Origin of the sequence: Paenibacillus herberti (assembly GCF_002233675.1) — a bacterium.
GTDB lineage: Bacteria > Bacillota > Bacilli > Paenibacillales > Paenibacillaceae > Paenibacillus_O > Paenibacillus_O herberti.
The window spans coordinates 1,058,181-1,082,989 of sequence record NZ_NMUQ01000002.1 but is presented as its reverse complement, the minus strand read 5'-3'; the positions used below and the strand labels follow the sequence as shown (position 1 = coordinate 1,082,989).

General features: G+C 50.8%; 19 protein-coding genes. 8 read left to right on the top strand and 11 right to left on the bottom strand.

The window, feature by feature from the left end; translation table 11 throughout:
- Positions 1-103: 103 nt before the first annotated feature.
- The 11 genes from CGZ75_RS17280 to CGZ75_RS17230 form a co-directional block, all read right to left on the bottom strand.
- Positions 104-1,714: a hypothetical protein gene (locus tag CGZ75_RS17280; RefSeq protein WP_089525482.1), complete on the bottom strand. Its 1,611-nt coding sequence runs from the start codon at positions 1,712-1,714 to the stop codon at positions 104-106.
- On the bottom strand, positions 1,707-2,414 hold the full coding sequence (locus CGZ75_RS17275; protein WP_217900075.1) for an ABC transporter ATP-binding protein: 708 nt from the start codon (positions 2,412-2,414) through the stop codon (positions 1,707-1,709). Before CGZ75_RS17275 ends, CGZ75_RS17280 begins: the two co-directional genes overlap by 8 nt.
- 151 nt (positions 2,415-2,565) lie before the next feature.
- On the bottom strand, positions 2,566-2,871 hold the full coding sequence (locus tag CGZ75_RS17270) for a hypothetical protein (protein ID WP_089525480.1): 306 nt from the start codon (positions 2,869-2,871) through the stop codon (positions 2,566-2,568).
- Between the two features lie 292 nt (positions 2,872-3,163).
- Complete coding sequence (locus tag CGZ75_RS17265) at positions 3,164-5,734, bottom strand: family 16 glycosylhydrolase (RefSeq protein ID WP_089525479.1); 2,571 nt, start codon at positions 5,732-5,734, stop codon at positions 3,164-3,166.
- 129 nt (positions 5,735-5,863) lie between these two features.
- Positions 5,864-8,002: a family 20 glycosylhydrolase gene (locus tag CGZ75_RS17260; RefSeq protein WP_089525478.1), complete on the bottom strand. Its 2,139-nt coding sequence runs from the start codon at positions 8,000-8,002 to the stop codon at positions 5,864-5,866.
- Complete coding sequence (locus CGZ75_RS17255; RefSeq protein ID WP_176444897.1) at positions 7,980-10,361, bottom strand: helix-turn-helix domain-containing protein; 2,382 nt, start codon at positions 10,359-10,361, stop codon at positions 7,980-7,982. Before CGZ75_RS17255 ends, CGZ75_RS17260 begins: the two co-directional genes overlap by 23 nt.
- A 13-nt stretch (positions 10,362-10,374) precedes the next feature.
- A complete protein-coding gene (locus CGZ75_RS17250) occupies positions 10,375-11,949 on the bottom strand; it encodes an extracellular solute-binding protein (RefSeq protein WP_089525476.1) in 1,575 nt (524 codons plus the stop codon).
- A gap of 106 nt (positions 11,950-12,055) precedes the next feature.
- Positions 12,056-13,687, bottom strand: coding sequence for a type 2 periplasmic-binding domain-containing protein (locus tag CGZ75_RS17245; RefSeq protein WP_176444896.1), 1,632 nt, complete (start codon positions 13,685-13,687; stop codon positions 12,056-12,058).
- Positions 13,688-13,743: 56 nt separating this feature from the next.
- Positions 13,744-14,595 (bottom strand): carbohydrate ABC transporter permease, encoded by an 852-nt coding sequence (locus tag CGZ75_RS17240; protein WP_089525474.1) that lies wholly within the window; start codon positions 14,593-14,595, stop codon positions 13,744-13,746.
- A 25-nt stretch (positions 14,596-14,620) separates the two neighbouring features.
- The gene (locus CGZ75_RS17235) at positions 14,621-15,529 is read right to left on the bottom strand and encodes an ABC transporter permease (RefSeq protein WP_089525473.1); all 909 of its coding nucleotides are present in this window, start codon (positions 15,527-15,529) and stop codon (positions 14,621-14,623) included.
- Between the two features lie 220 nt (positions 15,530-15,749).
- Positions 15,750-16,556 carry a TerC family protein gene (locus CGZ75_RS17230; protein WP_089525472.1) on the bottom strand — a complete coding sequence of 269 codons (807 nt, stop codon included), beginning with the start codon at positions 16,554-16,556 and terminating at the stop codon, positions 15,750-15,752.
- A gap of 329 nt (positions 16,557-16,885) precedes the next feature.
- Here CGZ75_RS17230 and CGZ75_RS17225 point away from each other — a divergent pair, with 329 nt between their 5' ends.
- The 8 genes from CGZ75_RS17225 (at position 16,886) to CGZ75_RS17190 (ending at position 24,628) form a co-directional block, all read left to right on the top strand.
- On the top strand, positions 16,886-17,203 hold the full coding sequence (locus CGZ75_RS17225) for a hypothetical protein (protein ID WP_089525471.1): 318 nt from the start codon (positions 16,886-16,888) through the stop codon (positions 17,201-17,203).
- 30 nt (positions 17,204-17,233) lie between these two features.
- A complete protein-coding gene (locus tag CGZ75_RS25400; RefSeq protein ID WP_425436502.1) occupies positions 17,234-17,686 on the top strand; it encodes a collagen-like protein in 453 nt (150 codons plus the stop codon).
- A 378-nt stretch (positions 17,687-18,064) separates the two neighbouring features.
- Positions 18,065-18,658, top strand: a complete 594-nt coding sequence (locus CGZ75_RS17215; protein ID WP_176444895.1) for a TetR/AcrR family transcriptional regulator — start codon at positions 18,065-18,067, stop codon at positions 18,656-18,658.
- 25 nt (positions 18,659-18,683) lie between these two features.
- Positions 18,684-19,682 (top strand): aldo/keto reductase, encoded by a 999-nt coding sequence (locus tag CGZ75_RS17210; protein WP_245850945.1) that lies wholly within the window; start codon positions 18,684-18,686, stop codon positions 19,680-19,682.
- 230 nt (positions 19,683-19,912) lie between these two features.
- Complete coding sequence (locus CGZ75_RS17205; RefSeq protein WP_089525468.1) at positions 19,913-20,908, top strand: ABC transporter substrate-binding protein; 996 nt, start codon at positions 19,913-19,915, stop codon at positions 20,906-20,908.
- 78 nt (positions 20,909-20,986) lie between these two features.
- Complete coding sequence (locus CGZ75_RS17200) at positions 20,987-21,976, top strand: FecCD family ABC transporter permease (RefSeq protein ID WP_176444894.1); 990 nt, start codon at positions 20,987-20,989, stop codon at positions 21,974-21,976.
- Positions 21,977-22,023: 47 nt separating this feature from the next.
- Positions 22,024-22,971, top strand: a complete 948-nt coding sequence (locus tag CGZ75_RS17195; RefSeq protein WP_089525467.1) for a FecCD family ABC transporter permease — start codon at positions 22,024-22,026, stop codon at positions 22,969-22,971.
- A gap of 49 nt (positions 22,972-23,020) precedes the next feature.
- Complete coding sequence (locus tag CGZ75_RS17190) at positions 23,021-24,628, top strand: AraC family transcriptional regulator (protein ID WP_089525466.1); 1,608 nt, start codon at positions 23,021-23,023, stop codon at positions 24,626-24,628.
- The last annotated feature ends 181 nt before the right edge of the window (positions 24,629-24,809 follow it).

Here is a 24,809-nt window from a genome sequence, read left to right as displayed (position 1 = left end):
AACAAACCCTTTGCATCTGACCATCGCTACCAGTAGCGAGTATTCCAAAAAAGGCATCACCAGAGCGGATAAGCTCTGGTGATGCCTTTTGATATAAGTAGCTTCATTTCACACGGAAAGTCCGCGGCCCGATTCGCCTAACCAGTATGCCGGCTACGAGCAAGTAAACAACCAGCACAATGGCCGCCCCGACCGTCATTGAAAGCAAGGATGGCTGCAGGATGATCGGAATCCAGCAAGCGGCTGATACGACCATAATTGCGCCAAAAAAGAGCGGGTTTTTGGAGTTCATCTCCGTCGTGTAAGGTTGCAAGAGGTAGTACAGCGCAAGATGATGCACCGAAAACAGTAGGGATAGGATCAGGATAAGCGCCCACAGAAGCAGCAGCTCGTTTGTAGATAGAGACATGCCCGCGGCGAATGCAACTATTGTGGACGCGGCCGCCAGCGCCGCCCCAGTTATCAGATTCATGCCGCAGAGCCGTAACAGCCGGATACGAAAATGCCGCCAAGCCGCCTCCCGATAGAAGCTGTAGCGCATCAGGGGCATATCACAGTTGTAAAATAAAGCCCGGCACAGCCGATCTCCAACCGTCAGTTGGAACATCAGAACCGGCAGAAATACCGCGGCCACGGCCAAGGACCAGCCCTCTGTCTCTAAACCCAAGCTGGCCATCACCACACTGCCAACAGCGCCTGCCCCTCCGATGATGGCGAGCCTCGCCAAGAGCGGTTTACGAATGAGGCGGCGATGTCGAGTAAAGAACAATTCGTTTAAAAAATCATGTCCCTGACGCCTCGAAGCTTTACCATTTTGCAAAACGACGGTTTCCGTGTCAAAGTCGCCGGCCTTCGATTCGACATCTGCTCTTTGAGCGTCTGAAATCATCTTGCCCAGGTTCAGCAGCGGATCATCGCGTTTGGTGGCGGCGTTGACGGCTCGTAAATACAACTTATAACGAAACATCAGTACTGCCGCAGCCACCCCAAGCACCGTGACCACAGCTACGGCTGGCAGCGATACTAAAATACTGCCGTAAGCGTGGGTATTGCCAAGCAGAGCCGGGACATATGCCGCGATACCTCCAGCTGCAATGCTGAGCCAGACAATAGCGTTATTTTTGATCAGCACAATTCCCGTTCGTTCGAACAGCTTGAGATGGCCGTACTCGCATACTAATCTCCACATCGTGATGCTAAGAGCGACTAATAGCGCTTCAAGGGAGGTCCCGCCGAATAGCGGAATGAAGACCAACAAAGCGATCAGGAAAGATATAAAAAAGAGTACATAGCGATAAGTCAAAGTAGCTTTCATATATCGATCTGCCCGCACCCTCATGAGCTTGACGGCGATATATTTATCCCTTTTCGTCTCCAGCACTCTCGCATTCCAGATGCAGCCCATGCCGAAGCTTAGAGGCAGCAGTATGTTCAGGAACAAGGGAAGTGAATCATTGAGCGAACCCTTATCGGACAGTTCATACACGGGATAAAGAGCCACAAATCCAAGGTAAATAAACTTATTGGCGATGGCCCAAAACAATCCCAGTATAAACACGGCTATGGAAGCTGCCTTTTTTAATCCAGTGCGAGCATAGAGCGTATCCGGCAGCAACAGCTTGCCGATCCACGGTATCCTACGGATGTAATAGATGAGCCGATTGACGAAGGACGAGACCTGAATCGCCAGCAGGATGCGATAGGTACTAACCATGCGGCTCATCCTTTAGCAGTTCAATGACGGAGCTTTCAAAGTCAGGACTATGCAGCAGCTCCGACGGTACTGAAGAGAGCTGTCCATTGTTCAACACGACCAGTTCGTCGCACAGATCAGTTGCTAGCTGCAGAATATGAGTGGAGAAAATAAGGATATGATCCTTTTTCATCTCCCGAAGCATGTTCTTCATCTCCAGCGCGACGATGACGTCGAACGAGGTCAGAGGCTCGTCTAGTAGAATGACCGGAGGCTTCGTGATGAGGAATAGCAGCATTTGCAGCTTATTTTTCATTCCATGTGAGTAGCCTTTAATGAGCCGATGGCGGTCCTGTTCATTAATGCGCATCCGGTCGAACCAGGCATCAATACCTGACTCTGGCTGCCGCATGTCCGGGTTTGCCTCCTGGAAAAACTTAACGAACTCATAACCCGTCAGAAATTCCGGCAGAATAGGAAGCGAATAGACGTATCCGATGTCCGTATCTTGCAGCTCTTGCAGCTTCCCCTCGTCTTCCAGAAAAGCATTTCCGACATCCATTTCAGTCTCACCGCTCAAGCAGTTAAAAAGCGTCGTTTTCCCCGCACCATTGCGGCCAAGCAGACCATAGATTTTGCCTTTTTCGAATTGATAGGTGGCGCCTTTAAGCACCTTTTTGTTATCGAATTTTTTAACAATTCCATCTAATGTTAGATGCAAGTGTCTTCCTCCCTCAAACGGTTTTCCTAGTACAGATCGTTCTTTTACGTAAAATACCAGGAATTGGTTTCGTGAAAAGGGCTCTATTACAGTCAGAAAAGGACATGGCACCCAGTGCCATGTCCTGCTCATCTGCTCAGCTCAATCTAAGCTAAGCAATAATTCCTCTAGCTCGCATTTGGTGCTCTACATGCTCGTTGATGGGATAGTAGCCTTTCTCCAGCAGCTCTTTGATGTACATCTGATTATAAATAAAAGAAAAGATAAGTCCCGGAACCCATAACCCAATTCCCGCTGTGAAGAACCCTACCGCAAACGCAGCCACAAACATAATGGCAGCCCATTTCAAATCTCCTCTGAACAGAGCCGGGAAAAAACCGAAGAAAAAGGTTGTCCAACTGAACCCAAGCTTGACCTCTTTCAATCCGCCGGCAGCATTGATTAATTGAATATGCACCCTGCCATCCTCCTCGATTTATAATCCCTACGAGTGTCTTCATAGGGCTATAGAATCATTTTTCGTCATTTCTATTGAATTTTTTGAGTAAAATGGATTAATTTATCTGCTCCAACTTTGCTGTTCATGCGCTAACGGAACTCAGAGAGCTTATTCCCCTTCAAACCAGGGATGCGGACTAGCTAATATCCTATTGGCCTTTTAGTCAAAAAAAGCCGAGCGCAGATGCGCCCGGCCTAACCGATATGAAGAAATCCGACTACAAGACGACCATGATAAGGGTACTCTCAGATCAAGGAATCTCCACCAAAGTCAGTTGATCCGCATAACCGCTCCCCGCCTGGTCTTTGTAGAAGGAAGTATAAACGCTGACGGTGTTGGAGGTAGCTGTAAACTCAATCCACGCCTGAGTATAAGCTGTACCGCTGATTCCGGCTTCCTTGTTCGTATTGCCCTGACTATTCGTCACATTGGACATGCTGCCCGTCAGGCCCAGATAAGTCCATGATGCGGCATTCGAATTTTTGAGATTTCCCGATAACCTGTACTTGCGTCCTGATGTGACCGTGATGTTTTGCTGCTCTGCTCGAGACGTAACTGAATTCGAAGCGAGCACCATTTCGCCTCCCGTCACGCTTGCACTGCCCCCGGATTGAGTCCATCCATTCATGCCGCCTGAGAAATCTCCATTAACCAAAAGATTCGGTCCTGGAGTCGGGGTCACGCTTGGGGTTGGACTTGGCGTCGGTGTCGACGTTGCACCCGGCGTCGGCGTTGGTGTCACGCTCGGTGTCGGTGTTGGCGTCACACCTGGTGTCGGCGTTGCACCCGGCGTTGGGGTTGGCGTCACGCCTGGAGTTGCACTCGGCGTTGGAGTCGGCGCACCTCCACCACATGGAGACGAGCAGTATCCAGGATACTCTTCCCAAGCCGCGAAGCCATCCATCGGATAGGATTCAGACTGAACGACAGCGCCGCCGGTTGAATACGGCTTGATGCTCACATAGTCGATCAGCAATTGGGAAGTAGAGAAATTAGCCGCTCCCGCCCAGTTCCGAGGGAACCAATAACCGAGCCACAGGCGTCCTGGTTTATTCGGAACGTAGTTTGCCCCCGTTGCAGTCCACTTGAGATCACCGTCCAAATAAAACTTTACGCTTGGAACGACGCCGCGTGCTGTATCTCCCGTCTCCCAGATGAACTTGAATGTATGCCACCCGCCATCTGTAATCGCAACATTCTCACCTAAATCCGTAAAGTTGGCATGGTATTCCTGCGGGCTTTCCCGCTCCCCCTGCCAGGTGTTGAACAGCGCCTTCTCGAACGTCATGCCCGTGTGTGGGGGCCCTGGACGTCCGGGAAGCTCGATATCAATCTCATGATTGCTTGCCCAATAATCCCCGGTGCCATTATTGGCAACGTACTCTGGAGAGCCTTCATCGAATTCCTGATAATGGAACGTCCAGATCGCCGGAACCGCTCCATGAGGCGAGCCGTTGTTCACATTCGGTACCTTCATCCGCACCTCGTATTCGCCAGAGCCAAAATACCGCGAGGTCGCGATGGCTGCTCCGACCCGCTTGCCATCCTTGCGCGGCGCACCGGTACGGTTGATACCGAGAGGCAATCCGTTGTAGTAGTTTCCATGCGCTTCAAGCGCCAAATTGCCCTGTCCATCCAACTTTACATTGTCGGGATGCACTCCGCCGTTGAAGCTTTGTCCGGTCAGGCCATTGCCAAGCTGCCCTCCCCAGTTCTTTTTGGCAACGAGCCAATCACCGGGATTAAGCGTTGTTCCATTAAAATCATCACGCCACACGCCTCCGGCAGACGGGTTGCGCTGATTAATTTCCGCCCCAGTCATAGGACGAAAATCCATCGACTCCCAACCGTCATCGGGAAAAGTTTCTGGCATCCAAGTATCTCCCGGCTCGTTGTAAGGAGTGAACTCGAACCAATCCACTTCCATCTGTTTCACATCAAAGCTTGGAGGTCCGCCTGCCCAGGTGTTCGGAAACCAAACGCCAAGCCATAACCTTCCTGCATTAGTAGGAATAAAGTTCGTGTTCGTTGCTACTTTGACATTATCGATGTAATAATCGACGCGCGCTGCCTCCGTTGGACTGCCGGTATGCCACTCGAAGCTGAAGTCGTGGAACTGTCCGTCGGCCACATTGACCGGCAAGTTGCCATACGTTGTTTGGTACTCGCCTTCATTTTCTCCCGTGAAGGTGTTGAACAGCGCTTTTTGAAAAGATTGCCCCGTATGAGCAGCGCCCGGACGACCGGGCAGCTCAATGTCGATCTCGTGATTATAAGCATAATACTCCGCCGTAGGCGACACGAGCCCCGCATTCACCGCACGTTGGAATTCAGGATCACCAGGGTAATACTCCTGATAGTTGAACGTCCACATTGTGGAGGCGACGCCCATATTACCGATGACCTTCGCACGCATTGTATATTTACCGGAACCTAGATAATCGCGAGAAGCGATAGCAGCTCCGACTCGCTGTTTGCCGCCTTGCTTAACACCACCGGGAGCCGAGCCGTCTCTCTTTAGGCCAAGAACATCGCCAGTATAGCTGTCGCCATGGGCTTCCAAAATGAGCTTACCACCAGACAGCTTGACGTTCTCCGGCACAACTCCGTTGTTATCGCCTCCCCATTGTTTAGCCGCGATGAGCCATTTTGTCGAGTCTAGCTCCGTGCCATTAAACTCCTCCCTGAACGTACCTGAACCGTTGTGGCCGTACCAATCAAAAGCTTCCGCCTTTGGCATCGGAACCGCCGCCTGAGAAACCGTTGTTACCAGCAGCAAAGCAGAAACGGCAAGCAATCCATGTTTCCAACTGATCCTCATTGTTCCACCTTCCCTATTCTGGATTGAAGCTTAGGCTTCAACCTCACTATTCCATCCCTTTAGACAGCGCACAAGGTAGGGAAGACCCACAATGAGGATATTGATACATATTCAGAATTTTGAGACAAATTAAATAGTGCAATCCCGTCCCAATGTCCGGCTTAGAAGCCTAATTCTTGCCCTGTAGGCATGAAGCTTGCTTTCGACAAGTTCTCCCGCCTCGTCCCGAGGCATAAAAGCATTGCAATAAGCTAAAGCCCGCTCTTCCCAACGAACCGCCTGATCCGCCGCTTTGCAGAGCCCGTTCCAGTCTCGGTGCGCCATATAATCTCGATCTGTTGGACCTTTATCTAACTGCCCATACATTCGCCATTCGTTTTGCCGCAGCCCGCTTTCGAGTGCCAGCACACTATCCTCGTACAGTGCCGACAACAGCAAACCTTCCGCATACCGTCCCAAAGGATCAGTACGCCCAGCGAATGGTTCGAGCTTCCTTACAGATGCCTGGTAGTAGGCTCTTTTGCGTCCCATATTGTTTTCTTCCCGGGTGTCCCAAGCGGCTTGAATCCAATCCATCGCTTGCGAGATCTCGGCGTCCCCTTCCAAAAAAACACTTCGGAACAAGCGCTCGAACTCGTCCATGGACGGATTCCAGCTGTATGCCGCTTGCGCGACAGTTGGATACCATCCCGTCTCCCAATGTTCGATTGGCGGAGAGAGAGAATAGAACCGGGTCCATGCCGAGGCAATCGTACCCGTCATGCCGCGTTTGGCCGCGTGCCCCGCCCAAAACTTAACATTGGCCACCCGGTCCGCTGGATAAGCCGACCATTGATTGATGAAGTCTGCTCCGCGAGCACAGGAAACCCCAATCACCTCGTACCCCTGTTCCATGTAATGCCGAACCCAAGGCACAGCCGATCCGCCGAAGTCGGGATACTGTCCTTCATCCCAATACTGCCGCACGACCGCTTGGTCTTCTTCCGGCAGTCCCTCCAAGTTCGGTCCCGCAGGCACTGCGCCAGGATCTCGGTTCTCCCAATTTTGCGAAGAGTAATACCCGCCGCCATACCAGAACCAATTGCTTGGCTCGCCGAACTCGTAATAGCTCCAGGAGCAAATTGCCGTACCTTTGGGCAGCTCAATGACCCGTTCAATACACCGCTCCAGATGGAACATATCGTCCCAGACGACCGGCTTTTTCCCAATCGATAATACGTAATCCGCAACCTTGCTGACGTACTCCAAATATAGATCCGCCTTATTTCCGCCGCCCATCCGTTCACGACAATGCTCGCAGCGCCCCAGCGCCAAAGTCTCGTCCGCTCCGATGTGGATGTAGACTGCATCCGGATGCGCGGCCGCTATCTCGTCGATCATCGCGGTCACAAGCGCCAGCGTTTCCGGCATTGCAGGACAGAATTGCGACAGCAGCCCGTCTTCGGACAAGTGCTCATATCGCTCATGCTTCAAAATATAGTCCACATGCCCAAGACATTGCACAACCGGCATCATTTCCATCCCGTAGCGCCTCGCATGTGCGAGCAGCACATCCCTATCTCCGGCGCTCAAGCCCCCTGGTTTATGAATGTCGGGCAATCCTACAAACTCGAACTGGTCCTCGTATTCCACGAGCAACGTGTTAATCTTGAAGGAAGCCAGCCGCTCAATGGCACCAAGCATATACTCTAGATTTGGCACAGAACCCTTCAGGTCAAAATGAAATCCGCGCAGCTCCAGCTCCGGAGCATCGCTTACGTCAAGTCCGGGAATAGCATCGCCTTGATGAGCATGCAGCCACTGGCTCAGTGTAAACCAGCCGTATAAGGCTCCCCGGTACCCGGTTGCCTCGATGCGGATGCCGCTGCTATCAATTCGCAGCTGGTAGGCCTCGGACGAAGGAAGCCCTCCACCGACTTCAGGCGGGGCCTCCGCCTCGCCAAGCGGCTGCCCGCTCTCATCGACATGACTGCTACTAACCTGCGTTATATCATCATGGCCGACTCTATCAGCATGCTCCACATTCCCCTCATCGACGGAACCAATACGAATCTGCCAATCATCTTCCTCGCCGATTCGAATATCCATCTCCCCGCCGAACCGTACTGTCCACTCTTCACTTATAACCTCCCCGAGCCACGCCAGCGCGGGGTTCACGCATACCTCCAGCCGCTTGCCGGCCGGCTTCAAGACTCCATCCAGCCTGTGAGCATGCTTCGGCATCGGTAATAATGGAAGACCCTGTTCATCCCATCCAGTTTTGCTCAAAATCCCTGATCTCTCCTTTCTTCTCCAGCAACATCCGATTGCGATAATCCGATGGTGTCATACCAACCTGTGATTTGAAAATGCGTATAAACGTCGACCGATTGCCGTATCCCACCTCAGCAGCGACATCTTGAATCTGTATGGCCGGATCGGTAAGCAGCCGCTTCGCTTGCTCCATCCGCACTTCACTTACTAGCTGCAGGAAGGTCCGGTTCATTTCCTTTTTCAAAAGCTGACCGAGATAACTCGGGTTCATGCCGAATCGTGCCGCTGCACTCTCCAGACTCAGCTGCTGATCCCTGTATTCATTGCGAATATATTCGGCAATTGAAGTGACGTAAGAAGACTTCGATGACGAAGGCAGCTCCTCCAAATGCCGAATCAATCGCTCACAGGCATCCAGCAGCATGGCCCGAATCTCGACGATAGTGGGATTGGTCTCGATAAGCTTCCCGAACGGCAGCTCTCCGGGATAAACCGAGGATCGATCCAGATTCAGCTCAAGGAGCAGTTTTTCCATCTCGTTGAATACCGAATAACTCATATAATGGATCCGGTACCACGCGGTGCGGCTCCCAGACATTCTACCTCCACTATTTCCCGGCGTCCGTTCCATCCACTCGCATAATTCCAAGACAGCGCGACGGGTCGATTCTACATTGCGGGAGCGGATGCCCGAGAGGATTCGGTCCTTGTACTTGATCCACTCATCCGAGCGGGTCTGGATAGGATTTTCATCCGTGAGCAGCTCCGCGAACGGAATCCGGCTGCCTTTGCCGCGAAATACTCGATACTGTACGGCCAGCTGGGACTCTCTGTAAGACGTAGAGATAAGTTCCGCGTCTCCATATCGGTTCCCGATGCCGAACGTCCAGGCGAATTGCGGGTACGGACGAAGCTGCTCCTGCAGCTTGCTAAGCAGTTGCATGACTTCCTCCTGCGTCGGCTGATCCGGGTCCTCCGAAAGGCCATACAAAAGAAGGCTGAATGAGGAATCATCGAGCGGAACAAGCTCGCAGCCGCATGCCGACAGCTCCGCGGCGAACCATTCCTTGGTTAGGTTGTGAATGGCAGCTTGGATGCGTCCTTTGTCCCCCTCGCTGAGATCCTCACTTTCGTCACGTACACAGGTCATCACCTGGTAAAAGGCCGCATCTCGTATCGGGAGAAGCCCCAGTCCCGTCTCCGCAGGCCATTCATTATTTTTCAGCAAACCAGAGAGCATTGAGCTGCGGATCGCACTCTGATTGGATTCCAGCAGGCTCGCATAGGACTGCGTAGACTGCACAAGCGATTGAATCGCATATTGCAGCGAGCTTGCCCGCGCCGAGCTTTCCGGTTGGCCCGCATCCGGGGCAATCCCGATCCCCCATTTGCCAAGTGCCGCCTCCAGCGGTCGATGAAATCTCCGGCTAAAGTAGAGAGACATAATAAATCCGATGGCAAGCACAAGGATCGAGAGGGCAAACGTCATACGGGTGATGAATTGCATGGGGGCAAACAGCCGCTGCTTCGGAATAAGCACCGAATAACTCCAGTCATTGTAATTCGATCGCGCCGTGGCTTCGATATAACGCTCCGCGTCCAGCCTTTTCTCAAGCGCGCTTGAAATTAGCGCCCCGGTATCATCCAGCCCGCCCGTCTCCGAAAAAATAAGCCCATTATCCTTGCCCGCTATAATTAAGGCTGCCGGATTTTCCATACGCCAGCTCTGCGTCTGCCGGAATAGACTCATTCGCACATCAATGAGCAGAACGGCATCATTACGGAGTCCGTCATTGGTCAAATTGCGATGGAGCGTCACGACCTCCTCTGGCGCCGGGTAGCCGCTGACCAGCCTCGCGCTTGTCATACGGGCACTGCTCCAAGTCTCCGACTGCTTCCCATCTGCGACGAGTGCGATATAGTCTCGATCCGGATATTCGCCCAGCGGCATGACCATATCGCTCGTAACAATCATGTCTGTCCTCGGGATATACAGATAGATACTGCCTATATTTGAATAGAACTTCTCCTCATTGGCGATGATGCCGTGAAGCTCTTTAAGAAGCAGCTGATACTCTACCTCACTATCGAACAGATCGTTCTGTTCCAGGAAGACGAAACGGTTCAAAGTGGTATTCTCCACTAATCGGACTGAAGTTCGGTCAATTTCCTGAAGCAATCCGTCGTACGTAGTCAGAACCTGGTCGATAAGCGATTTATGGATGATGGCAATTTGATTTTTAAGCTTGCTGGTGTAGATCGTATAGATCGGCAAACTCAACATGACCACGACAAGCATCACGACAAGCGAGAAATAAATCGGTAGTGGGCTTCGGGACAGCCGGGCGTGAAATCTCCTCCTGAACGTGGTCATGGTCATCGCTCCTTTATTCTGGCGATCCGGTGTCGGCAGACCGTACTAGCGCCCCACTCATCTCACTCATCGCTTCTGCACCGCCAGACTCCATCCATTTGCTCACGAACTTTTCGAAGCCGCCGTCGATGTCCAGCTCACCCATAATCATCTTGCCAAAATACGATTCAGTCAGCTCATCCGAGGTCGACTTGAAGGAAACCCACCGTGAAGTCGCGAGATTATACGAGGCCGGCTCAATCCGATAGCGATTAATGCGCTCCAGGTTTTCCTGAACGACATCGGTAAAACCGGGGGTGCTGGATTCGCGGAAGCGCAAGTAGTCCGTCTCGGTCATCCGCGTCCAACTGACGAGACCCCAATTCAGCTCATGCGCCGCTTCGGGATGTAAAGTTCCGAACCCGATATCGTTTTTGCGCTCATCAAGCAGCAGGGAAATCTGCCCTTTATCCTCCCGGTAGTGTACATCCGGCAGTCCATACAGCGTAAGTCGGTTCCCTTCATCCGACAGCAGATAGTTCAGCAGCCGGGCAACCGCCGCAGGGTTCTGCGCTTTATCGGTAAGAACCGTATAACCCCAGAAACCAGATCCAACGCTGTACCCGCGCTTGCCATCTGGACCCGCCAAGGCAGCCGCCTCCATAAGCTCGGCATCCTTGAAGTTGCGACGAAGCTGCTCCTGCTTCTTGAGCAGCTCCTCGAAGTTGGCGTTGTCGAACATCGCTCCGACGCGCCCCTCAATGAACCTCGGCCTAACTTGGACGTTCGTAGCTGCAGACAACGTGAACGGCTGAATAAGCCGCCCATCATACAACTCCTTCACATACCGGAGAGCTTCCTTCACCTCGGGTTGGACGACCCAATATTCATAAGCGTCGCCAACCTGAAGGAAGCCAGTGCTCCTGGCATCAATCGGAATGCCCCAAGCGCCCATCAGATTGCGGACGAGCGAAGGCAACCCGTTGCCGATAATGCCGTAGGTGTCAGCAAGCCCGTTCCCATCGGGGTCCCGATCGCGGAAAGCAAGCAGCGTATTGCGGAATTGCTCCAGCGTCTGCGGCACCGGTAGACCGAGCTTATCGAGCCAATCCTGCCGCAAAATAAGCACATGTTGACCCACACTGCCCGGCGGCAGCTCGTCTTGCAGCGGCAACCCGTACAGCTTACCGTTCACTCGCAGCTCGTCATACTTGGGATTGTTTAGCTGTGCGCTCAAGTAAGGCAAACCGGCGATCAGCTCATCGGAGAACGGGATGATTCGGCCTTCTTTGATCCACTTGTTGAAGCGGCCGGTCTTTTCGTTGTCGACGATCGTAAGTACATCCGGATAACCGCCCGTCGCCATCAAAATATCGAGCTGCGTGTCCTCCCAGCCCCCTGTTTGCAGCGAGATCCGCGTCCCGGTCGCCTCTTCGATCGCCTTCAGCACGCGATCATCTTGGCTGCCGTAATTTTGCCGGTCGAAGCTGTAGATGCTGATCGGCACAATTGCCTCCGTACTAGAACTGGAGGAAGGGGCGCTGCAGCCCGCCATTCCGATGAAGCCTGCCAGCAGCAGGCCTGATAATCGCCAAGTCTTGCGCGCCATGTCCACTCCTCCTCCGTCTGTTATTCACTCACATTGTAACGGAAAAATCTGAAAAAGGAAGCGAAGATAGGAAAGGTTTTCCCCTTCCCTATCTCCCTTTTTTCTGCTATGAATTGCTGGCTGCAATTGCATCGCTCATCGATTTCATCGCTGCTTCGCCGCCGGCAGCCTTCCAGCTGGCAACAAACTTATCAAAGCCTTTGTCGATGTCTACTTTGCCGAGTACAGCCTGAATGAAGAATTCATTTTGCAACGTTTTGCCCGTGCCCATGAATTTGGACCACTCTTCATTCATCAAATTATAGGATGCTGGCTCCAGCAGGTATTTGTTGACGCGGTCAAGGTTCTCCTGAATTAAAGCTCCATAACCCGGATAACCGGCTTCAGACGCTTTAATATAGAACTCACTAACCATTGGCGACCAGCGTACAAGTCCCCAGTTCAGCTCATGGAACTGCCCGGATGTGTTGACGTTGAAGCCAGGGTCCTTCTTCTTCTCTTCGTCATTCCAGACGAGCTTGTCGCCCTCCATCTTGTAGTGGACGCCCTCGATGCCGACAGTGCTCAGCTTCGTACCCTCTTCCGAGATTAGGAAATCAAGCAGTTTCGCCGCGGCAAGCGGGTCCTTAGCCTGACTGGAAATCGCCGTGTACGCCCAGTGTCCATTACCTTTGGAATAACCGAAAGCGCCGTCCGTTCCTTTGAGTGCAGACATTTGAACGACTTTACCGTCCGGTGCATTCTGCTTCAAGGCCGTGTTGCGATTAACGAGCTGATCAAAGTTCATGTTCTCAACCGTCACACCGATACGGCCTTCCGCGAATACCGGACGCGTCTTCGTAATGTTCGTTTGAGTGAGTGTATCGGGATGAATGAGGCCATTTTCATATAGCTTTTTGACCCATTTAAGTGCTTCCTTCGTCTGCGGCTGGACCGCCCAGTACTCATAACCGTCTCCCACTTTGAGGAAGCCCGTGCTCCGCTCATCATGCGGAATTCCGAAAAATCCTACACTGTAGCTCACAAGTTTGTCGAGCCCGTTCGTAATCAGTCCATACGAATCCGCTTTTTTATTGCCGTCTGGATCTCCCGTTTTGAACTTCATCAGCGTATCAAAAAACTCATCCGTCGTTGTCGGAACCGGCAAGCTAAGCTTGTCGAGCCAATCCTGGCGAATTTGGAAAACGAATTGACCGGCTGAGCCAAGCGGCGGCTCATCGCGCATCGGAATCAGGTAGTACTTGCCGTCTACCTTCAAGTCTTTGAACTCAGGCTGCGTTAACAGCGCTTTCAAATTAGGCAATTGCTCCAGCATCTCATCCGTAATCGGGGACAGGATGCCGCTTTTGATCCATTGGCCGGTACGGTCAAAGGTATCGTTGTCGATGATCGTGATGACATCCGGGTAATTACCCGTTGCCGTCATAACGTTCAACTGCTCTGGATCCCACGGGATACCGGCTTGGATCGACAGCTTTGTATTCGTCTGTTTTTCGATCTCCTGTACGACCCGGTCGCTGCCGTAGTCCGTCCGATCATAGCTATAGATCGAGATCGGCGCCGGCTCCTTAGACGGCTCCGGCTTGGTGGACGGTACAGCGCTGGCACCCGGGCTGGCAACAGGCGTAGCTTGACCCCCCGTGTTCTCCTCCTTCGAATTCGAGCTGCATGCAGCAACAGCAAGAACGAACAACATTAAAACCAGAACGAGTGGAGCTCTTTTCCATACAGAAGCCATACCTTCATCCCCCTTTAAAATCATGCCTATAAATCAACATCGTGAAAGCGCCCATTCTATGCCTTGACCGCGCCGACCACCATGCCCTTGATGAAAAAGCGCTGGATGAACGGTGAGATTAGAATGATCGGAACGACCATCACGATAATGATTGCGGAAGTGAGTGACATCGGAATCAGCCCGGGAAGTTGGACTTGCATCTGGGTGTCTACCCTGCGGATGAGCTGTCGGAGCAACACCATCATGGGGTATTTATCCGGAGCGACCAGAATGCCGGACCAGAAAAATTCGTTCCAGTGGAACACGCCGTAAAACAGCGTCATGACGGCCATAATCGGCTTGGAGAGCGGTACGATAATGCGCGAGAACGTCTTGATCTCCTTTGCACCATCGATGTACGCGGCTTCCTCCAGCTCAACGGGCAGCGAAGCGAAGAAATTTTTCATCAGAATGACGTAGAACGAGTTGCACAGAAACGGGATGATCAAACCCCAGATGCTGTTCGTTAAATTAAGCGCTCGAATGACTAGATACAGTGGAATGATGCCGCCGCCGAACAGCAGCGGGATGATGACCATTAGGTTGAGCGTCCGGTGCAGTCGCAGATGCGTTTTGCCCAGTACATAAGCGCCGGCGCCGGTAACAACAACGTTGAGAAATGTGCCCACGACAGTGACGAATACGGAGACACCGAGCGCGTTGACCAAGCGATTGTCATTGAAAATAAGCTTGTAATAATCCAGGGTGAAGCCGTCCGGGAATAGATGAAACGCCTTGGATACATAGTTCTCGTTCGGCATGACGGAGATGGTGATCACGTAATAAAACGGGAACAGAATGGCCAGCATGAATAGCGTCAGGATGCCTATAAGAACGGCCTGGGAATACCAGGGGCTGCGATTGATCATGAACAAGGTCTCCTTTCCGGGCCGATCAGAAGATACCTGGGGAGCCGGTTTTCTTCGCGATTTGGTTAACAGTGAACAGCAGAATCAGTCCGATTAGACCTTGGAACAAACCCGCTGCTGCCGCAAAGCTATAGTCCCCCTGCTCGATGCCCATGCGATAAACGAATGTATCCAGGATGTCGCCAACCCCATACACGATCGGGGAATAGAGAGAGAACACTTGCTCGAAGCCTGCGAACATCAAGTAGCCGACCCGCAAAATGAGCAGGAGTACAACTGTACTGGCGATGCCAGGCAACGTTATGTGCAGCGTCTGCTTCCAACGGCTCGCTCCATCCGATTCTGCAGCTTCATAGAGATGGGGATCAATGCTTGTTAGCGCCGCCAGATAAACGACTGTCTCCCAGCCCGCTCCTTTAATAATGTCGCTCACGAACAGAATGCCGAGAAACCAGTTGCCCTCCGCCAGGAATGGGATGACTTCGAGGCTTTGCCCTGCACGGATGCCGTTAATGAGGCCTGAGCCGTTAAATAGATTTTCAATGATGCCTGCAAATACGACCCATGAAAGAAAATAAGGGATGAACATAATATTCTGGAACAATCCCTTGAACCAGCGATGCCGTACCTCGTTCAATAGCAGCGCGAGTATAACGGGAACGGGGAATCCGAATATGATTTTTCCAAGGCTGATAAGAAGGGTGTTCACGAAGGCACGTTGGAAAAAGGGATTGGCGAATACTGCCTTCACATGTTCCAGTCCAGCCCACGGACTTTTGAGGATGCCCTGCACAACAGAGTAGTCTTTGAAAGCGATTACGATGCCGTACATGGGAACGTAGACGAAGATTAGATAGAACAGAATCATGGGCAAAGCCAGTAGATACATTTGACGATAACGACTAAGATCCTTCCAGAACGACAGCTGCTGCATCGGCGTTGCACTTCCTTCCTTTCGCTGTTTCGGTTGAGTCCGCGGCATAGGCCAATCATAGGTTTTAGGGCTCACAACGGGAAAGAAGCAGATCTGTGAATGTGTTGCAAATCCGTAGAACACGGCTATTTTCCAATGAAAAAAGGCACTGCCGGGGACATAATGCCCCTGCAGTGCCTAATTAAACTCTAATTGTTTGTTATCGCTTGGTATTATCGCGTTATTCCGGGAATTCCGCTTTTACCGGCTCAGCTTCCTGTTGCGTCTTGGTTTTGCGCCCGGACATGAACCAGCCGAATACCGCGATAGCGATCAAGACACCGTAGAACGTCAACTTCCAACCCGCCGACTTGGCAAATCCATAAGGGATAACGGCCAGCGCCGGATGAGACAGCGTATAAACGGCCAGCTTGACACCTACCCAACCTACGATGGCGAACGCGGCGATCTCAAGCGATGGACGCTCTTCCAGTATTTTCACGAACCAGTTGGCTGCGAAGCGCATGATCAGCAAGCCAAGGAATCCGCCGAGGAAAATAACGATGAAGTGACCGCCGTCCATACCGCCGATTTGCGGCAGTGGTGTTTCCGGAAGTGCAACCGCCAGTGCTACAGCTGCCAGAATAGAGTCAACGGCAAAAGCGATGTCGGCCAGCTCGACCTTAATGACCGTTTTCCAGAAGCCCGCTTTTTTGGGTTCTACACCAGAATGCGGTTCAACGTTCTGCTTCGCTCTGTTAACAATGACCTTGCGGTAAATATGATTGATTGCGATAAACAGAAGATATAGCGCTCCGATCGCCTGCACCTGCCATACATCGACCAGGAAGGAGATGATGAACAGCGAGGCCAAGCGGAATACAAATGCACCAGCCAAGCCATAAAACAATGCTTTTTTACGTTCTTGCTCCGGTAAATGTTTAACCATGATTGCCAGCACGAGCGCGTTATCTGCCGCTAACAATCCCTCCAGCGCAATCAGGACGAGCAACACCCACCCATACTCCATTAATAATGCAAAGTCCATCTTAATCCCCCTCTTCGGCATTCAGTTGCTTGATGAATACAAAAAGACCCTTGACCTCAAAAGAGACGACGGTCTCTTCACAAGGACAAAGGTCTCGCTAACAATGCCGATTCGGCACTGCCAATAAAGCCGGAGAGCTCTCACTCTCGGATTGACGACTTTATTGTGGCAGCTACTCCCCTTCGGAGTCTCTATGCAGTTGCGTCAAGCGTGATAGTTAAACCGTTATACGCTGGTTCGGCATCTAGGTTTCATTTTTTTAAAATGTCACCCCCATCTAGGCTCCTGCATAGGATACCTTGAGTTTTCACGAAACGGAGGTCATTGGTATGAGCTCGTTCTATCAGACCCAGCATGCGCTGGCGCCGATCTATGAATGTGAAACGTATGCCCACCACACGCTGCGGTCCGTTAAGGATCATCTTAACCAGCTATGTGCCCAGAACGCCCATCGACTCGTCAAGGTCGAGACTATGGATGGCGAAGTGTACGAAGGGACTATCGTTCTTTGTGACCGGAGCATCGTCTACCTCAGTTTATCCAACGAGGGCAATTCCCGCGCTTTTGTTCCGGGGGCGGCAACTCCCTACAACAACGTCATTCTTCCTCTCGTGCTGTTCGACCTGCTCGCTATCACGCTAGTGTGACCCACTGTGAACCAGCTTAACTAAAAAGGAGTGATCAGCTTGTCTTTCTTGTTCCCTTCTGGTCCGCAAGGCGGACCCCCAGGCGGATTTCCGGGCGGGCCTCCCGGAGGATTTCCAGGTGGACCCCCTGGTGGATTTCCAGGCGGCCCTCCTGGTGGATTTCCGGGTGGACCCCCTGGTGGACCTCCCGGAGGATTCCCGGGTGGAGTACCGGGCGGACCCGGCGGCGGGCCTCAGCCTCCGTCTTCACCACCGCCGCAAACGATTCCGGCGAAGCCTTTCGGCGTATTCGCCGTTGATCCCGGCGCTATCGCCGGCTGTGCGTTCCGCTACACTTATATCTGGCCGCGGAACGGAGCAGGATTCTGGTTTTATCCCGTTTTCATCGGCCGCACCTCGATCTCCGGGTTCCGCTGGAATGGCTTCTTCTGGATGTTCTCCGGTTTGGACCTCCAACGGATAGAATCGTTCACTTGTTTTTGAGGCGGTAAGTATACGCCCGGCATAAGAATAACGCTTCTCAGTTCCGTTAGATGACGCACAACCCTTATTGAGTGGAAATAAGCTCTCTGAGTTTCGTTAGCGTATGAGCTTCACCCATTAGAGTTAAGGATATGACGGTTGAAGCTAGCTGAGCCGAATCAAAAAGATGAACCGCTTGAGCTAAAGCTCCTGCGGTTCTTTTTTACTCATTACATGACCAATAGTCATTAAATCTAAGACTATACCCCTACACTATATATGAACATTACATATGACTTCATATTCAATCTCATAAAGTCCAATTGCTAAAATCTATTAATAATATTATACTTATGGTCATAATTATCCTTGAACGGCTGTTCAATGAGAACATCATACATGGAGCTGGTCATCTTGAACCGCGAAGAAAAGAAAAAAGCTACACGGCAGAACATCATCAACTGTGCTGTAGAGCTATTTTCACAGCAAGGCTACGCCTCGACAACGGTAAATCAAATCACAGAGCATGCCGGTGTGGCCAAAGGGACGTTTTTTAACTACTTTGAGAGCAAGGAAGAGGTTCTTTGCGACTTTCAATTGGTGCTGGTTACCGAAGAGTTATCTAAATTACGCCACCACCCAGGCCCGATCATTCCACTTGTAAGAGAATTCCTGATGGAAATGGTTAGGCGTTTGCCAGGGGACCGCTCGTTGATACTGGCTTTATTCCAGTCCACCCTAACTCATCAGAAGCTGCTGGAGCTGGAAAAAACGAAAAATGATTCGTTCAAGCAGATTCTCGCGGATATCATAACAGCTGCCCAAGCAAGAGGCGAAATCAGCCCAGCCATGCCAGCCGAAATAATCGTAGATCTTGCGGTGCAAACCTATGACGGCGTTTTACTGTATTGGGGCAAAGGCTTGGGAGATGAAAAGCTGGCGAATCAAATGGCGTTCACTTTCGAACTGTTTTTCAAAGGAATATCGGCTTAAAAAATAGAGGAAATGGGTGACTACGATGACAGTGGAAACAACAACAACAACTCCAATAACACGTAAGTTGGGAAATTCGGATTTAATGCTTTCTCCTCTTGGACTGGGCTGCTGGCAGTTCAGCAATGGAACAGGAATCTCAGGAAAGTTCTGGCCAACTCTCCCATCTGAATCCGTGCTTAACATCGTCCAAACTAGCTTAAACGGAGGCATTAATTGGTTTGATACCGCTGAATTTTACGGTCATGGCGAGTCGGAGCAAATGTTAGCCGCCGCTTTGAAAACAACGAATACCCGCTTGGCAGAGGAAGCCCACATCGCTACAAAATGGTGGCCTGTTTTCCGCACGGCCAGCAGTATTGGTGCAACAATCGATGAGCGACTGCAAATGCTTGATCATCGGACGATCCATCTGCATCAGGTACATCAGCCTTATTCGTTCTCCTCAGTGGCTAGTGAAATGAATGCCATGGCTAAACTGGTAAAGCAAGGAAAAATCAAACATGTCGGTGTCAGCAACTTCTCCGCCCAGCAAATGCGCGAAGCGGATCGAGTGCTGAAAGGACATGGCCTCCGTTTGGCATCCAATCAAGTTAAATACAGCTTGTTGGATCGTAAAATCGAGAAAAACGGAATTTTAGACACAGCTAAAGAGCTTGGAGTTGCTATTATTGCCTATTCGCCACTCGAGCAAGGAATATTAAGCGGTAAATTCCATAAGGATGAAGCCCTTGTCCGTGCTATCAAGGGACCGAGAAAATTTGGCTCGGCGTTCAGACCGTCCGGTTTGAAAAAATCACAACCACTCATCACTGAGCTTGATAAGCTCGCTGTGAAATATAACGCTTCGCCTACGCAAATTGTGTTGAATTGGATGATAAACGCAAATGGAAACACAGTGTTTGCTATTCCAGGCGCTACTAAAGTCAGCCATGCGCAGGAAAATGTGAATGCGATGAGGTTTGCTTTGACCAAAAATGAAATGGACTCCATCAGCACAATTTCATGGGGCGTGCAGAAGTAGCATCTATCCATTAGCCTGTAGAAGCTAATAGAGGGATTACCGTTTCGACGGTGATCCCTCTTTTCAGTATGAATGCTCTGATTTATCCTCATTCCCCTGTAATAACAGGGCTAAGTATGAAATAGTTTATGAGATCTAAATGTTTGTGCATGGACTTTACCTTTCAACATAAGTTATTCTAATACAGGTAATGATTATCATTATCAATTAGACACAGGGGGAAAGTTTTCATGATCGGTCATTCCATGCATACCCGTCGCAATAAAGGAACAGTAGGAATGTTACTACTACTGGTTATAATCTTGGTCTCAGGCTGCTCAAGCGGGAACAACGGTAAGGCTAACAGTAGTAACGGTAGTAACACGGGCAATACGACTAATGAAGCAAGTACTGAAACGAGTAGCGATACACGGACGGTTAAAGACGCTTACGGAGATGTGCAGGTACCAACTAATCCAACTAAGATCGTCGTGCTGGACATCGGAGCACTCGATAATCTGCTGGAGATGGGCATTGTGCCGATCGGCGCCCCTTCTATTTTGGCAGCGGGAGATCCTTATCCTAAGTATTTGAAAAATACAGATGGAATTAAAAATATCGGATCGGTCAACGAACCGAATATGGAAGCAATCGATGCCCTGCAACCGGACTTGATTATCGGCAACAAGGATACCCATGATGCTATTTACAAGCAATTGGGTGAAATCGCTCCGACCGTATTCGTAGAGACGCTGGGCACGACTTGGAAAGAGAACCTCAAGCTGCATTCGGAAGCAGTGAACAAGCAGGCCGAAGGAGATAAACTCCTCGCAGCTTATCAGCAAAAAACCGAAGAGCTGAAATCGAAAATTGCTGGCAAAACAGGTACCGCGGTTTCCCTTTTCCGCCCACGTGCCGATAAAATTCAGATCTATATGAAAGCTACATTTGCTGGCGCAATCATGAATGATGCCGGCGTTGTACGCCCAGCTGCCCAGAATAACGATGAGTTCTCTAAGGATGTGACCGAGGAGCAAATCGCAGAGTTGGATGGCGATGTCATCCTCTGGTTCGACCGTGAAGCCGATGCGTTCGCCAAGCTGGAGAAGAGCTCGTTATGGAGCTCCCTGAAAGGCGTTCAGAACAAAAACGTCCATTCGGTGGATTGGGAATACTGGCTAAGCGGCCTCGGCATACAGGCAGCCACAAAAATTGTGGATGATTTAAATAAATTTCTCGTAAAATAAAATTTTACAATAATTGGGTCGTTATTATACGGCCCATTTTTCTATTTCTTTTCCTGTTATGAGGCGGAGGTTAGAGGATTGAAAACTAAAATTATAGGTTTGATCATTCTGTTCATCCTTGTGCTGTTGGCCTTCCTATTAAGCATCAGTATAGGTGTTGTATCTATCCCCTTCCGTTCCATTGTGGATGCCTTCTGGTCGTTCGACGGCTCAAGGGAACAATTAATCGTTCGCGACGTCCGGCTGCCAAGAGCGCTCGTTGCGCTGGTCGTTGGATGCTCCCTTGCGATCGCGGGCTGTGTAATGCAGGCACTCAGTCGCAATGATCTTGCCGGGCCGGAGCTGTTCGGAATCAATTACGGTGCCGCACTGGCAATCGTTATCGCTATGTTCGTTTCAGGTTCAGCTTCAACTTACCTGTTCGCCTCTTCAGCTCTGCTGGGAGCAGCACTTGCCGGCATATTCGTCTTTCTGCTCAGCTCACTTGGCAGAGGAGCTTTAACCCCGATCAAGCTTGTTATAGCCGGATCTACGATGAATTTGCTGCTCGCTTCGATTACTCAGGGAATCCTGATCCTCAATGAGCAATCGCTGGATACGATACGATTTTGGCTGGCTGGGTCGCTTACCGGCAGAGAAATGGAGACATTCTGGAAAGTCCTTCCTATCATGGCTATCGGCCTAATAGGCGGCCTGTTGATTAGCAAACATCTCAATATCATCCGACTCGGAGAAGAGATGGCTCAGGGACTTGGTCAACATGTGTTCTATATTAAGGCACTTTGCGTTGCTGTAGTCGTGCTGCTTGCCGGAAGCTCGGTTGCAATTGCTGGACCGATCGGCTTCATCGGGCTTGCTGTATCTCATCTGGCACGCGCTATTGCGGGACATGATTATCGCTGGACGATTCCCTACGCTGCAGGAGCAGGCTCCTTATTGTTGCTGCTTGCCGATATAGGAGCACGCTTCATTTTACCGGAACAGGAAATTCCCGTAGGTGTTGTAACCGCCTTTCTTGGAGCTCCCTTCCTGATCTACCTGGCCCAACGAAAGGAGAGAGCGACATAGTCCCTTCTATTCAAAAAAGACGCTGGCTAGGCTGTCTTCTAATCCTCATGTCAGCCAATCTGGTTATTCTCTTGCTCCATCTGGTCACCGGTGCGCGGAGTGTTCCTCCGCTTGAAGCGATTCGGACCGTGTTGAGCGGCAGCGGGGAATATGCGTTTACCGTGATGGACCTTAGATTGCCTCGAGCGATGACCGGTTTCCTCGTTGGATGTGGACTAGCGCTTTCCGGTACGATTTTGCAAGTGATCACCCGTAATCCGTTGGCATCACCCGGAGTTATCGGTCTCAATTCAGGTGCAGCTGCTGCTGTGGTCGCTGTAATGATTCTTGTTCCGACGTTTCCGATGAGCAGGCTACCCTTTATTGCCTTTGGTGGGGCTGCTGCAGCTGCGGCTTTGATTTACATTTTGTCCTGGAAAAAAGGAACCTCCACCACAAGAATGCTGCTGATTGGCATTGGGATCACCGCTATGGCTGGATCGCTTATTACGTATTGGTTGACGGTTGGCGGCATCTTCCGGGTTACACAGGCATCGATCTGGATGGCTGGAAGCCTTTATGGACGGACATGGGAGCATTTCTGGCCCTTGCTTCCGTGGTTGGTCATCCTGTTCCCGCTGCTGCTCCTGCTTGCTCGTACATTGGATATTTTTCAGCTTGCGGATGAGTCTGCCCTGGGGCTTGGCGTCCGCCTGGAGCTTATGCGCGGTCTGTTCTTGCTGCTTGCCGTTGCCTTTGCTGGCTCCTCTGTTGCGATGGCGGGCACGATTGCATTTGTCGGGCTGATGGCGCCGCATATGGCTCATTATTTAGTGGGGAGCCGAAGCCACAGACGCCTGCCTATTGCAGCCCTATTGGGAGGTCTGCTTGTAATGCTGGCCGATTTAGCAGGGCGTTTGATATTCTCTCCGCATGAAATTCCAGCCGGTTTAATGACTGTTTTATTCGGAGCCCCTTATATGTTCTATTTGCTCCTGCGTTCTCGCACCTTATAATTAAGGAATCATTTTCCGATTATTCGGCAAGAGAGGGGGGCAGCTTTTCATGGCAGATCATTCTAGAGAAGTCAGTTCGTTATATATGTTCTCATCGGTTCGTAAAAGGAGTTTTCCTGCAGCGATTGGCCGAAAAGCCTACCGTATTCCGGTGCATATGTTATGTCTGGTTACCGAAGGTGAAGGTATTCTGCTTCTGGACGGTGTTTTATGCCGCATCTATCCGTTGCAGCTTTATCTTCTCGTACCGGGGATGATGATTGAGGTGCCGGAGCAGTCCGTCCGTTTTGACTATTATGGTGTATTCTTTGAACCACTGATGATTACAAAAACGAAACACGGCTTGTCTGTTGCCAAAGAAATGCAACAACTAGGCTCATTCCTCCCCGGCCCGCTGCCGCTTGCTCAGCCGCAGCGGGTGCTTCAGCATATTTTACAACTGCAAGAGGACAGCAAAGGGGTACACAAAAAAGACCCCACCCAACTGAGAATTCAGCTAGAAGAGCTCGTTTACGAAGTGGCTAGCGATACCCCGGTCCTGTCGACGATGAAAGATCAGCGAATTGAGAAAGTCATTACCTTCATGGAGCAGCATTTCACCGATAAAATCAGCATGAATCAAATGGCCGCAGCCGGAGGAATTTCCACCGTTGCTTTCTCAAAAACTTTTCGGAAGATGACCGGCATCCCCCCTGTTGAATATCTGAATCATATCCGCTTAATGAACGCGAAGAAAATGCTTGATGAGGATCACAGGCGTGTCAAAGAGATTGCAGCCGCTGTCGGCTTCAACAGTGAGTTTTATTTTAGCCGTATTTTTCAGCGAGTGGTCGGGGTTTCACCAACCGTATATATGAAGCGAGGGCAGCTAAAGGTAGCTGTTGCATCCTCGCTCGGCTTTCATAACCATCTACAGGCACTGGGCATTGAAGCGGTACAAATCGTGGACTTGCTCCAATATCCTGGCATGCAGGACCAGGAATATCAGCAATTGCTAGCCGAACAGTTGAGGCAATTAAGTAACTCCGAACCGGAATTAATTATCGCAGATCATTATCATACAGAGTTTCGAGATTCCCTGAAAAAGATAGCCTCAACGGTTTATATTGATTCGGACGGATGGGATTGGAAGCAGAACTTCATGAAAATTGCCGAGCTCATGAACCGCGAACAGGAAGCGGATGTGCTGTTGACCCGACTCCAGCTTAGAATATCCGATGTTGGCTTGGCGCTGCGTGAGGCAATGGGTGACGACCGATTAACGATCATACAGGTCAATCACCGGGCAATCGGAATTCAAGGTCTTGCTAATCACCCACTGAATGAGTTGATTTATAGTGAGCTTGGCTTGAAGGCAGGACCCGATACACCCGCAGATGAATGGAGAGTTGAGCTCCAGCCTGAATGGCTTGATGTGCTGGATGCCGAGCATCTGTTCATCCATAAACATCATCTCCGGGCGGGTAGCGAAGCGGTGTACCAACGCTTGGCTCATACTTCCTCTTGGTCACAAATAACGGCCGTTCGCCTCGGGAATGTTAGAATCATCGACAATTGGTTTGTGCATAGCTGGACTTTGCAGGGCAGGCAGCTGATTATGGAGCAATTGCTGGATTTGTTCAAAAATGATAAAAGCGGGATTATTCAAAATGAGTAAGAATAAAAACGACACTGATCCCGTACAAAATGACCGTTATTAAAATAGGCTTGTCGCTTCCAAACTGTCAATGAAAAGAGGGATTGATTGCAAGCCCCTCTGCTCCTGTCCGGTATAGACAAGCTCACCATTTTTTTACTTTAGTACCTTGTAAGGCACAGTACTGTGTGATAATATGTTG